At 64.1% G+C, this 11,966-nt stretch carries 10 protein-coding genes; 5 read left to right on the top strand and 5 right to left on the bottom strand.

The window, feature by feature from the left end:
• The first annotated feature begins 115 nt into the window (after positions 1-115).
• Positions 116-850 (top strand): arginyltransferase, encoded by a 735-nt coding sequence (locus tag F462_RS07165; protein ID WP_018141360.1) that lies wholly within the window; start codon positions 116-118, stop codon positions 848-850.
• A 36-nt stretch (positions 851-886) separates the two neighbouring features.
• Here the strand turns inward: F462_RS07165 and F462_RS07160 are convergent, their stop codons facing one another.
• Together F462_RS07160 and F462_RS07155 are read right to left on the bottom strand one after the other, a co-directional pair.
• Complete coding sequence (locus F462_RS07160) at positions 887-1,735, bottom strand: methyltransferase domain-containing protein (RefSeq protein WP_018141359.1); 849 nt, start codon at positions 1,733-1,735, stop codon at positions 887-889.
• Entirely contained in the window at positions 1,732-2,550 is an 819-nt protein-coding gene (locus F462_RS07155) for a glycine/sarcosine N-methyltransferase (RefSeq protein WP_018141358.1), read from the bottom strand. Before F462_RS07155 ends, F462_RS07160 begins: the two co-directional genes overlap by 4 nt.
• A gap of 500 nt (positions 2,551-3,050) precedes the next feature.
• On the opposite strand from F462_RS07155, the gene purH reads away from it, so the two are divergent.
• The 3 genes from purH (at position 3,051) to F462_RS07140 (ending at position 8,737) form a co-directional block, all read left to right on the top strand.
• Complete coding sequence (gene purH, locus F462_RS07150; RefSeq protein ID WP_038052805.1) at positions 3,051-4,616, top strand: bifunctional phosphoribosylaminoimidazolecarboxamide formyltransferase/IMP cyclohydrolase; 1,566 nt, start codon at positions 3,051-3,053, stop codon at positions 4,614-4,616.
• A gap of 301 nt (positions 4,617-4,917) precedes the next feature.
• Complete coding sequence (gene purD / locus F462_RS07145; protein ID WP_038052803.1) at positions 4,918-6,207, top strand: phosphoribosylamine--glycine ligase; 1,290 nt, start codon at positions 4,918-4,920, stop codon at positions 6,205-6,207.
• Positions 6,208-6,250: 43 nt separating this feature from the next.
• Positions 6,251-8,737, top strand: a complete 2,487-nt coding sequence (locus F462_RS07140; RefSeq protein ID WP_038052802.1) for a glycogen/starch/alpha-glucan phosphorylase — start codon at positions 6,251-6,253, stop codon at positions 8,735-8,737.
• A gap of 15 nt (positions 8,738-8,752) precedes the next feature.
• Here the strand turns inward: F462_RS07140 and cysQ are convergent, their stop codons facing one another.
• Genes cysQ through F462_RS07125 form a run of 3 tightly spaced genes read right to left on the bottom strand, consistent with a single transcriptional unit; the run spans position 8,753 to position 10,922 of the window.
• Positions 8,753-9,586: a 3'(2'),5'-bisphosphate nucleotidase CysQ gene (gene cysQ, locus F462_RS07135; protein WP_038052801.1), complete on the bottom strand. Its 834-nt coding sequence runs from the start codon at positions 9,584-9,586 to the stop codon at positions 8,753-8,755.
• 52 nt (positions 9,587-9,638) lie between these two features.
• Positions 9,639-10,184, bottom strand: coding sequence for an ADP compounds hydrolase NudE (gene nudE / locus F462_RS07130; protein ID WP_038052800.1), 546 nt, complete (start codon positions 10,182-10,184; stop codon positions 9,639-9,641).
• Between the two features lie 33 nt (positions 10,185-10,217).
• On the bottom strand, positions 10,218-10,922 hold the full coding sequence (locus tag F462_RS07125; RefSeq protein ID WP_026280034.1) for a hypothetical protein: 705 nt from the start codon (positions 10,920-10,922) through the stop codon (positions 10,218-10,220).
• Positions 10,923-10,963: 41 nt separating this feature from the next.
• Here F462_RS07125 and F462_RS07120 point away from each other — a divergent pair, with 41 nt between their 5' ends.
• Positions 10,964-11,701 (top strand): HAD family hydrolase, encoded by a 738-nt coding sequence (locus tag F462_RS07120; protein ID WP_081911429.1) that lies wholly within the window; start codon positions 10,964-10,966, stop codon positions 11,699-11,701.
• The last annotated feature ends 265 nt before the right edge of the window (positions 11,702-11,966 follow it).

Genomic DNA, 11,966 nt, shown 5'->3' with positions numbered 1-11,966 from the left:
CGCCGGGGTTCCATCCCGGTCGTGGAGCCCACCTTGGTGGCAGGCTCTTTGATGTTCTTCGCGACCCCGGATGTGGCCTGTTTGCGCCCGTGATCAGACATGTCACGATGGCGCCATGCAGGAACATCCGATCCGCTGGTTCATCACCGCTCCGCAGGCGTGCCCCTACCTGGACGACCGCGAGATGCAGAGTCTGCTGGTCGACCCGGCGGTCAGCCTGGGCGGCGAACGCTTCGGCCAGCTACTGGCCGAGGGCTTTCGCCGTAGCGGTCAATTTGTCTATCGGCATCACTGCCCCGACTGCGCCGCGTGCGTGCCGGTGCGCATCCCGGTGGCGAGCTTTCGCCCGAACCGGAGCCAGCGCCGCTGCCTGGATCGCAACCACGATCTCGCGGTCGCCATCCGCCGGCCGCCGGAGCAGCCCGGACATGTACCCGCCGCGGATCTCGACGAGCACATGCCGCTGTTCTCGCACTACCTGTCCAGCCGCCACGCAGGTGGGGGCATGGAACAGATGGGGCGCGAGGATTACGCAGGGATGCTGGCCCACCGCAACGGCCCCGTCGATCTGATCGAATTTCGCCGTGGCCACCGATTGGTCGCGGTGGCCGTCACCGACCGCACCCCACAGGCACTATCGGCGATGTACAGCTTCTTCGATCCAGATCAGCCATGCCGCGGCTTGGGCACCCTCGCAATCCTGACCCAGGTAGCCCATGCGCACCGCCTGGGTCTGCCCTACGTCTACCTCGGCTACTGGATCGACCAGGCGCCGAAGATGGAATACAAGACCCGCTTCCAGCCACTCGAAGGCCGCGTGGGTGGGGTCTGGAAGCGGCTGCCCGTCTGACGGCGGACCGCCCTCCCGGTCAGTTCCGCAATCGGCCTAGCGGGCCGGCTTGCGGAAACGAAAGATGCCCCAAGTGAGGTAGCCCGAGTTACCGCCATCGACCCAGTGCTGCAGGCCCTGCTTCATGCGGTCGATGTAGTCCTGCGAGATGTAGTTTTTCAACTCGTCCTCGCGGGACTCGAGCTCCTGCTTCACGCGGCCGTAATGGGTCGCGATCTGGCCGGAGTGCTCTTCGAAGCTGACTTCCTCCAGACCCGCCGCCTTAGCGGCCTCACGGTAGAACGCGGGGCTAGCCAGCGAATCCAGGTGGATGCGTGCCAGGATCGGGTCCAGCACGCCATCCGGGCAATCGTCGGTCTGCATCGGGTCGGTGAAGATCAGCCAGCCACCCGGCTTCAACACACGAGCGGCTTCCTGAATCACCTTCTTCTTGTTTTCGTTCTCGCTATGCAGGAACGAGTCTTCGGACCAAACCACGTCATAGGACGCGTCCGGCTCGTCGACCTTCTCGAAGCTGCCGTCGACCACGGTGATCTTGTGGTCCAGGTGGCGCGCCTTGTTGATCTCGCGATCCCGCTCGTTCTCCTTCTCGGAGAGATTGAGCGCGGTGACGTCGCAGCCGTAGTTCTCGACCAGGTAGCGGGCCACACCACCATAACCGGCGCCCATGTCGAGCACGCGCCATTCCGGCTGCGGCTCGCCGAGCAGGTCGGACATGTGGGCGACCGTGCGACGGCTGGCGTCGCCGATCGGCTCGTCCTTGTACTCGTACAGCCCGATATGGAGGTCTTCACCACCCCACACCATCTTGTAGAAGGTGTCGGCGTCCTCGCTGTTGTAGTAGTCGCGAGCGGTCTCGACTACATCGGAGTAGTTCTCGCTCATCGTTCCTCGCCCTCGATATAACGCTTGTCGGCCACGTGGATGAAGAAGTCCGGGTCGGTTTCGCGATAGGTCTCCTGGAAGTCCCCGTAGGTCTCGATCTTCTGGAAGCCAACCTCGCGCATCAGACGACGGACGTAGGCCTTGCGCAGCGGGAACATGTTCAGGAAGTACTCGGAGCCATCCGGGAACTTGTACTGGAAGCGGGCCAGGCCTTCGTCGACGTGGGCCGGCTGCACCTGAACGTTGTCGCCGCAGTAGTAATAGGTGTGCTTGGACGAGTAGCCGTGGTCCATGATGGTGTCGTAGTTACGCTGATCGAGGATCAGCACACCATCGTGGTTCAGGGCGGAATAGAACTCGGCCAGGGCCTTGCGGCGGTCGTGTTCGTTGAACAGGTGGGTAAACGAGTTGCCGAGGCAGACGACGGCGTCATAGCGACCGTAAATGTCACGGTTCAGCATGCGCCAGTCGGCCTGCACGGTGCGCAGGATGTGCCCCCGCTTGCGGCCGTTCTCGAAGGCCTTGACCAGCATCTCGGGGGCGCCGTCGGCGGTCACCACGTCGAAGCCGGCCTCGCGCAGCTGCACGGAATGGAAACCGGTACCAGCGGCCACGTCCAGCACGCGCTTGGCGCCCCGCTTCTTCAGTTCTTCAATGAAGAAGGTGCCTTCGCTCTTGGCGCGGTTATCCCAATCAATCAGGTCGTCCCACTTGTCGACGAAGCCGGTGGTGTACTCGTTGAGATAGTTTTCGGTATCGCGACGTTCGGTCGGCTTGTCGCCGAAATCCTGATCGTTCTTGATGTTCGCTGCCATGCTGGTTCCTCTTGGCTTTTGCTGCAGTTTTAAGCGTGATCGGACCCACCGCAGCCGGTCCGCCGGCACAACACCCCTCAAACGCAGTCAACCGCGACCCCCGAAACTTCCGGCGGTCTCGCCATTCGCCCGATCCGCCCAGGCCAGGCCTGGTGTTCGGGTAGCAATGCAACGGGCGCGTTGTTCGCAGCACCCGGCACCGGTCTGGCCGGTTCATCCTGTACATCCAGAGGGCTCATCATTACCCGGATGCCGAGCCGTGGTCTGGCGGGCCCATCCCGCCTGGCTCGGGGATCGCTTACGGCGCCGCACGTTGCGTCTGAACGCGGGCGTTGTGTCCGAAATCGTTTTTATACCCTGAAGGTTTTGCGCAAAAATTACAAGTTGAGGGACCGTCCGGAGCCCCTATACCGGCCCCTGCAAACCTCCATTCACGAGCTCGTCCATCAGGCCTGCGGCTTCGATATAATGGTCATTTTGCAGCGATCCCGAGGCCCCGAATGACCCCCAGCCGACCCATCCAGCGCGCCCTGTTGTCGGTCTCCGAGAAGACCGGCGTCGTGGAACTCGCCCGCGCCCTGCACGACCGTGGCGTGGAGATCCTGTCCACCGGCGGCACCGCCCGCCTGCTGGCCGACAACAACCTTCCGGTGACTGAGGTTTCCGCGCACACGGGCTTCCCCGAAATCATGGACGGCCGGGTCAAGACCCTGCACCCACGCATCCATGGCGGGCTGCTGGGTCGACGTGACATCGACTCGGCGGTGATGGCCGAGCAGGACATCCCACCGATCGACCTGCTCGTGGTCAATCTGTATCCGTTCGAGGCGACCGTGGCGCGCCCCGGTTGCAGCCTCGAGGATGCGATCGAGAACATCGACATCGGCGGGCCTGCCATGCTACGCGCCGCGGCCAAGAACTATCGTGACGTGGCCGTCGCCACCAGCCCGGACCAGTACAGCGACATCGCGGCCGCCATCGCCGATCACGGCGAGGTCCCGCAGTCGCTGCGGTTCCGCCTGGCGGTCGCCGCCTTCGATCATGTCGCGCGCTACGACGCCGCCATCAGCAACTACCTGTCGGCGTTGAACGAAGATGGCGAGGCTGCCCCCTTCCCGGGGCAGTTGAACGCCACGTTCGAGCGCGTCGAGACCTTGCGCTATGGCGAAAATCCGCACCAGCGGGCCGCGTTCTACCGCGATCCGCAGCCGACGCCCGGCACGCTGGCGAGCTACCACCAGCATCAGGGCAAGTCGCTCTCCTACAACAACCTGGCGGATGCCGACGCCGCCTGGGAATGCGTACGCCAGTTCGAGGCCGGGGCCTGCGTGATCGTCAAACACGCCAACCCCTGTGGCGTGGCGGTCGCGCCGACCCAACTAATGGCCTACGAGCGCGCCTTCCAGACTGACCCGACCTCTGCCTTTGGCGGCATAATCGCCTTCAACCGCCCGCTGGACGGGGACACCGCCCATGCGATTGTCAGCCGTCAGTTCGTGGAGGTGGTGATCGCCCCCGAGATCACCACCGGTGCCCTGCGCGCCCTGGCGACCAAGAAGAACGTGCGTGCGCTTGAAATCCCGCCGGCCGGCGTCGGCCCCGGGCTCGACTACAAGCGCATCGGCGGCGGACTGCTGGTCCAGGATGCCGACCGCGGCAGCCTGGCCGATGTGGAACTGAAGACCGTCACCGCCCGCGCGCCCTCGGAGCAGGAGATGAAGGATCTCTGCTTCGCCTGGCAGGTCGGCAAGTACGTGAAGTCGAATGCCATCGTCTACGTCCGCGACGAGCAGACCATCGGGGTTGGGGCCGGCCAGATGAGCCGGGTGTACTCCGCCCGCATCGCCGGCATCAAGGCCGCCGACGAGGGCCTGCAAGTGGCCGGCTCGGTCATGGCCTCGGATGCCTTCTTCCCGTTCCGCGACGGTATCGATGCCGCGGCCGAGGCCGGTATCACCGCGGTGATCCAGCCTGGGGGCTCGATGCGCGACCAGGAGGTGATCGACGCCGCCAACGAGCACGATATCGCCATGCTATTCACCGGCATGCGCCACTTCCGCCACTAACAGGGAGACACTGATCAATGCACACGTTCGCGTTGACACCCCAGGTTTTGGGGGACCAGGCGCCTCGCGCAGTGGGTAACGGGTCTACCCACAAACGACGCAACGCAGGATCGGGGAACCTGGGGTGCCAACCCCGGAGGGGCTCGGCCGCCCGTTGTTATGAAAAACGGGCGCGCGCACTGCGTTGCGGCTCCCTTGTGCAGAGTGACTGCACGGCAGTCACCGCGCCTTGTTCGCACGCAAAAGCGACTCGAGCGCGAACGTGTGCATTGACCAGTGTCTCCCTGACCCGGACCCCATCATGAACGTACTGGTAATCGGCAACGGCGGGCGCGAGCACGCGCTGGCCTGGAAGCTGGCGCAGTCTCCGCGCGTCGAACGGGTCCTGGTCGCCCCCGGCAACGCGGGTACCGCACGCGAGGCCAAGTGCGAGAACGTCGACGTCAGCGTGACCGACATCGACGCGCTGCTGACCCTGGCCGAACGCGAGGCCGTCGCCTTGACCGTGGTCGGCCCTGAGGCCCCACTGGTCGCCGGAGTGGTGGACGCCTTTCGCGCGGCAGGCCGGCGCTGTTTCGGCCCCACGGCAAAGGCGGCGCAGCTGGAGGGTTCGAAATCCTTCGCCAAGGATTTCATGCAGCGCCACGGCATCCCCACCGCCGCCTATGGCAGCTTCGAGGACGAGCAAGCTGCGTTGGATTTCATCGCTGCCCACGGTGCGCCCATCGTGGTCAAGGCCGATGGCCTGGCCGCCGGCAAGGGCGTGATCCTGGCGCAGACCGAGGACGAGGCGCGTGCGGCCGTCCACGACATGCTGGGCGGCAACGCCTTTGGCGAAGCGGGACACCGAGTGGTCATCGAGGAGTTCCTGACCGGAGAGGAGGCCAGTTTCATCTGTATGGTTGACGGCGAGCATGTGCTGCCGCTGGCCTCCTCGCAGGATCACAAGGCCCGCGACAACGGGGACCAGGGCCCGAACACCGGGGGTATGGGTGCGTATTCACCCGCGCCGGTGGTGACAGATGCCCTGCATGAGCGCATCCTGCACGAAGTGATCGAACCGACCGTGCAGGGAATGGCCGCAGACGGTGAACGCTACACCGGCTTTCTGTATGCCGGCGTAATGATCGACGCTGCGGGCAACCCGAAGGTTTTGGAGTTCAACTGCCGCTTCGGCGACCCCGAAACCCAGCCAATCTTGAGCCGGCTGGAATCGGACCTGAGCGAACTGATCAAGGCCGCGCTGGACGGCCGCCTGGACCAGGTAGAGGCCTGCTGGGATCCGCGTGTGGCCCTGGGCGTGGTCCTGGCCGCGGGGGGTTACCCGGGCGCCTACCGCAAGGGCGACCCGATCACCGGCCTGAACGCGGTGACGGGTGATCCCGATGCCTGCGTCTTCCATGCGGGCACCGCGATCAATGCGGACGGCCAGGTAGTCACCGCCGGGGGCCGCGTGCTGTGCGTTGTCGGCCTTGGCGGGGACGTGAAGGCCGCACAAAAAAAGGCCTATGCGGCCGTGCAACAGATTCATTTCGACGATATATACTGCCGAACAGATATCGGCTATCGCGCCGTCGCCCGGGAGGGATAAACCCGGACCGCGGCGCGTCTACCCCTTTTTGGAGATCCGCCCGATGGCCGCCCCCGAAGTCACGCACCTGCCCAACCTCCCTAACGATGTGGAGGGCCTGCGGCAATCGATCCGCGATGCCGTGGTCCGCGTGGTCGGCGAAGACCCGCGCCAGGCCACCGAGCGCGACTGGATGGAGGCCCTGGCCTTCGCCATCCGCGAACGCATGGTGGAACGCCGTCTGCTGACCCGCCGCCAGTTCGCCGACGAGGACGTCAAGCGCGTCTACTACCTGTCGATGGAATACCTGATCGGGCGCATGCTCGAGGCCAACCTGCGCAACATGGGCATCCTCGAGCCCGCCCGCCAGGCGATGGCCGACCTCGGCGTGGACCTCGACACCATTCTCGACCTGGAAGACGACGCGGCCCTCGGCAACGGCGGCCTCGGACGTCTGGCCGCCTGCATCCTCGAATCGCTGGCGACCCAGGGTTACCCCGGCTATGGCTACGGCATCCGTTACGAGTTCGGCATGTTCCGCCAGCAGTTCGAGCCTTATCAGCAAGTGGAACACCCGGACAACTGGTTACGTTACGGCAACCCGTGGGAATTTCCGCGCTCGGATCGCAAATACACGATTCATTTCTACGGCTACGTGGTCGAACACCATCACCCCAATGGCGAGACTCGTTACACCTGGGAGGACGGCGAGGAAGTCATGGCGATGGCCTACGACTACCCCACCGCGGGCTATGGGCGGCGAAACGTGAACAATCTGCGCCTGTGGGCGGCCAAGGCCACCCGCGACTTCGACCTGCGCTACTTCAACGAAGGCGACTACATCCGCGCCGTGGCGGACAAGGCCGAGTCCGAGACGATCTCCATGGTCCTGTACCCCAACGATGCCACCGCGATCGGCAAGGAACTGCGGCTGAAGCAGGAGTACTTCTTCGTCTCCGCCTCGCTGCAGGACATCATGGATCGCCATCTGGCGTTGGGCTATGACCTGGACGCACTACCCGACAAAGTCGCGATCCAGCTGAATGACACCCACCCGGCGATCGCCGTGGCGGAATTCATGCGACTGTTGATGGACTGCCACGAACTATCCTGGGAACGAGCCTGGGATCTGACCCGGCACACCTTCGCCTATACCAACCACACCCTGATGCCCGAGGCCCTGGAAACCTGGCCGGTCGAGCTGATGGAACGCGTACTGCCACGCCACATGGGGATCATCTACCAGATCAACCATGACTTCCTGGAAGAGGTACGCCACCGTTATCCCGGCGACACCGAGCGCCTGGCGCGGCTGTCCATCATCGACGAGGGAAACGGTCGCCGCGTGCGCATGGCGCACCTGGCCGTGGTGGGCTCGCACCGCGTCAACGGCGTCGCAGCCCTGCATACCCAGCTACTACAGGAGACCCTGTTCGAGGACTTCTACAGCCTCTGGCCGGAGCGCTTCGTCAACGTGACCAATGGCGTGACCCCACGCCTGTGGATGATCCAGTCCAACCCTGCGCTCACCGAGCTGCTGAGCCAGCGCATCGGCAACGACTGGCAATACGACCTGGACCGCCTGCGCGCGCTGGAACCCTACGCCCACGACGCCGACCTGCAGAAGGCCTTCATGGACGTGAAGCGCGCCAACAAACAGCGCCTGGCAGACCTGGTCCGCGAACGCACTGGTGTGGAACTGAACCCGGACGTGATGTTCGACGTACAGATCAAGCGCATCCACGAGTACAAGCGGCAGCTGCTAAAACTCCTGCACGTGGTGGATCTCTACCGGCGTATACGTGCCGGCGAGGACATCCCGCCGCGGGTCGTCCTGTTCGGCGGCAAGGCCGCACCGGGCTATGCCCGTGCCAAGGGCATTATCCAGATAATCAACGAAGTCGCGGACATCGTGAACAATGACCCGGCCGTGGGCGATCGTCTGAAATGCGTATTCTTCCCCAACTACGAGGTCAGCTCCGCCAGCATCATCATCCCGGCGGCGGATATCTCCGAACAGATCTCGACGGCCGGCTTCGAGGCCTCCGGCACCGGCAACATGAAGCTGGCGCTGAACGGGGCCCTGACCATCGGCACGCTAGACGGCGCCAATATCGAGATCCGCGATGCGGTCGGCGAGGAATCCATCTTCATCTTCGGCATGACTGCCGACGAGGTCGTCGAGCATCGCCGCAGCGGTCCCAGCCCCGAAGCCATCCTGGCGCAGCAGCCCAACCTGGCCGCCGCAGTAGAAATGATCGAAACGGGCTTCTTTACCTGTAACGACCCAGCCACCCATGGTGACCTCGGACGCTACCTGCGCCAGGAAGATCCGTTCTTCGTGATCGCCGACTATGCGGCCTACGCCGAGGCCTGTGATCGCGCGGATGCCCTGTATGCCGACCGCGCCGCATGGGCGGAGGCCGCTATTCTGAATGTCGCGCGCATGGGGTTTTTCTCGATCGATCGCACGGTGCGCGACCACGCCAACCAGATCTGGGACATCACCCCGGAACCGGTGGCCCCGTCACGCACCAACGGCGCCGCCTGACGCGGCGCCGAGCGGTCAGTCGTCCGGCAGGCCCAGACGGCGCAACCAGCCTTCGGGGTTCCCGGCGCAGACCAGGAATTCGGGGTTCAACAGGCTTTCGCGCGTGTTGTAGCGCAATTCCTGGCCGTTGAGATCCGTCACCCGTCCGCCTGCGGCCCGCACGACCGCATGCGCGGCAGCGGTATCCCACTCACTGGTGGGTCCCAGGCGCGGATAGATGTCGGCAGCGCCTTCGGCCACCAGGCACAGCTTCAGCGAGCTACCCATGCTGACCAGTTCGTGCGGGCCCAAGCGGCCTAGCGCGAGCTTCAGGCGTTCCGCGCCGTGCGATCGGCTGCCCGCCACCATCGGGTGATCGGTGCCCATACGCTCATGCGCCACCGAGATCTCACGCGGGGCCTGGTCTTCGTCGCGACGGATCGCCTGGCCATCATGGTGGCCGGCATAAAGACGCTGCAGCACCGGGCACCAGACCACCCCCAGCACCGGCTCGTGATTGTGGATCAGTGCCACATTCACGGTGAACTCGCCGTTGCGCTTCACGAACTCGCGGGTGCCATCCAGGGGATCAATGAGCCAGTAGGTATGCCACTGGCGGCGACGTTCGTAGGGGATATCCTGACCCTCTTCCGAAAGCACCGGCCAGTCGGGATCGATGTCGGCCAATCCTTTGCTGAGGATGCGATGGGCCGCCAAGTCGGCCTCGGTGAGCGGCGAATGATCCGCCTTCTCGGTCACCGCAAAACGGGTCTCGTAGGTTTCGAGGATGGCATGACCGGCCTCGGCCGCCAGGGCCGAGACCTCGTGCATAAGGGCGGTGAGAGCCGCGTCCTTCGGCGGAGCATGCATGGGGAAACTCCCGTTCTCCCGAATACGGACTGGTAGCTTGGCAGTATTTTCCTCAGGCGTCGAGGTAGTCGCGAACCATATACAACGCGGCGATGGAACGCGCCTCGGTCAGGTCTTCGCGGGCCACCAGCTCGGTGAGTCGGTCCAGTGACCAGGGCACCACCTCGATGGTCTCCGGCTCGTCGCCTTCGGCGGCCTGCGGATAGAGGTCCTCCGCCAGTACCAGATGGGTCTGATGGGCCATGTAACCAGGCGCCACGGTCAACGCCCCCAGATGGGTCAAACGATGGCCCGCATGCCCCACCTCCTCCATGATTTCGCGGTTGGCGGCGGCCAGGATGTCCTCACCAGCCTCCATTCGCCCCTTGGGCAAACCGAGTTCGTAGCGGTGGGTGCCGGCGGCGTATTCACGGATCAGCAGGACGGTGCGATCGGCCTGCACCGGTGCGATGATCACCGCCCCGTGGCCACGACTGACCAGCCGCTCGAAGCAGGTACGTGCCCCGTTGCTGAACTCGAGGTCCAGCTCCTCCACTTCGAACAGGCGACTACTGGCGACCGTGCGCTGTCCCTGGACATCCGGCTTGTCTCGACTCATGCCGCCTCCGGGCGTGGTGTAGGGACCGCTTGATTAATGGCTATTGCGCAAGCGCACCAGGGTTCGCAGTTCACCCTCGAACAGGGTGTCGAACACGAAGCCATGATCGGAGGCCACCACATCGAAGCCGTCCTGCTCCTCGGGCTGGGTCTCCTCAAGGCGCAAATCAAGATCACCCCAGCTCACCGCCATGGTTACGCGCATCGGGAAATAGCCATCCAGGAAGCGCCGCACGAACGGCCCGTTCTCCAACCGGTAGACGCCATCGCCCTCGTGCTCGACGATCTTCATGCGCGCGGTCACACAGACCTCGGCATCACTTTCCACACCGCGCAGGTCAACGCGGTCGCCTTCAGCGCGCGCCGATTCGATGTTGCGGGTGGATTCGACCTGAAGCTCATCGATCTTCTCCTCATTGTACACAATGACCATGCGCCGAATGGCCGCCACATCGTTGTGACACTGGCGCAGATCGGCCCAGCCATCCTCCAGCGAGGACTGCGTTATCCGAATCTGGTTCTGGTGGTGATGAGGAATGCGATCGGGCTCTTCGAGCAGGAATTTAAGCTCGGGGCTAGTGGTCTGGGTATCTTCCGGGGAGACCGTCTCGCCCCATAGGCTGTCATCTTCCAGCGGGTCATAGTCAGGGTCGCTTGGGTCCATCCCCTGGGCCACCAAAGGCAGAGACAATAGCGCCGCAAGCAGCGGGGCCGCCCGGAACCGGGATTGGGGTACCATGGATTCCATCGTATTCACCCTCTTTTAAGTTGCCATCTGTTGTGGACCGTCAAAACCCCCAAAAAAATCCGCCACACCGCGCACCCTCGACCCTGGTCGACTGGAGCCGAATCGACACCGTGCTGTTCGACATGGATGGCACGCTGCTCGATCTGCACTTCGACAATCGCTTCTGGCGCGAGCTGATCCCGCAGGAATACGTCCGTTGCCAACCGGACGATCCGGAGTGCGCCCGCCGCCGCCTGGAAGACGAGATGCAGCGGGTTCGCGGCAAGCTGGAGTGGTACTGCGTCGACCATTGGACTCGTTTTACCGGCCTGGACATCCTCGGTCTCAAACGGCACCTGGCTCACCACATCACGGTGAAGCCGCATGCCGAAGAGGTTCTGAGCGCCCTGAAACAGGCCGGTCGCCAACGGGTGCTGGTGACCAATGCTCATCCGCAGGTCTATGAATTCAAGCATCGGCTGACCCGAATCGGCGACCGCCTGGATCAGATCGTCTCCGCGCACGACCTCGATTGCGCCAAGGAGGACACGTCGTTCTGGGAGCGCCTGCAGGGGGTCGCCCCGTATGACCCGGAACGCACCCTGCTGGTCGACGACAATCTTCTGGCACTGGCCAGCGCCGCGGGCGCGGGGCTGGCCGAATTGCGGGGGATGCGCTACCCGGACGAACAGGGCGACCCCATGCACTCCGAGGAATTCGAACTGCTGGAGTCGCTCGCGGACCTGCTGCCCGGCCCCGCCACCTCTGCCAATACCCAAGGGAGACGCTGATTGAATCGCACGTCCGCGTTGGTGCCCCCCCAGTTATTCGAGACAAAGCGTTCCGAGACAAGGTGCGTCGTGCAGCGGGTAGTGGTTCTACCCGCCCGTTTCTGATGGGTTCGGCGCGCAACGCAGGATCGGGCCATATTCATTCAGAATCGGGGGGGCACCAACCCCACAAGCTATTGAAAGCAGCAGCTCGGCCGCCCGTTGTTGATCAAAAACGGGCGCGCGAACGGCGTTGCGGCTCCCTTGTGCAGAATGACTGCACGGC

It is taken from the genome of Thioalkalivibrio sp. ALJ1, assembly GCF_000745395.1.
Lineage (GTDB): Bacteria > Pseudomonadota > Gammaproteobacteria > Ectothiorhodospirales > Ectothiorhodospiraceae > Thioalkalivibrio.
This window is presented reverse-complemented; position numbering and strand designations above follow the sequence as displayed.

What these genes read in the sequence shown, in the direction of transcription:
- F462_RS07165 (WP_018141360.1), top strand. Translation starts at nt 116, where the DNA reads ATGCAGGAACATCCGATCCGCTGGTTCATCACCGCTCCGCAGGCGTGC.
- F462_RS07160 (WP_018141359.1), bottom strand. Translation starts at nt 1,735, where the DNA reads ATGAGCGAGAACTACTCCGATGTAGTCGAGACCGCTCGCGACTACTAC.
- F462_RS07155 (WP_018141358.1), bottom strand. Translation starts at nt 2,550, where the DNA reads ATGGCAGCGAACATCAAGAACGATCAGGATTTCGGCGACAAGCCGACC.
- purH (WP_038052805.1), top strand. Translation starts at nt 3,051, where the DNA reads ATGACCCCCAGCCGACCCATCCAGCGCGCCCTGTTGTCGGTCTCCGAG.
- purD (WP_038052803.1), top strand. Translation starts at nt 4,918, where the DNA reads ATGAACGTACTGGTAATCGGCAACGGCGGGCGCGAGCACGCGCTGGCC.
- F462_RS07140 (WP_038052802.1), top strand. Translation starts at nt 6,251, where the DNA reads ATGGCCGCCCCCGAAGTCACGCACCTGCCCAACCTCCCTAACGATGTG.
- cysQ (WP_038052801.1), bottom strand. Translation starts at nt 9,586, where the DNA reads ATGCATGCTCCGCCGAAGGACGCGGCTCTCACCGCCCTTATGCACGAG.
- nudE (WP_038052800.1), bottom strand. Translation starts at nt 10,184, where the DNA reads ATGAGTCGAGACAAGCCGGATGTCCAGGGACAGCGCACGGTCGCCAGT.
- F462_RS07125 (WP_026280034.1), bottom strand. Translation starts at nt 10,922, where the DNA reads ATGGTACCCCAATCCCGGTTCCGGGCGGCCCCGCTGCTTGCGGCGCTA.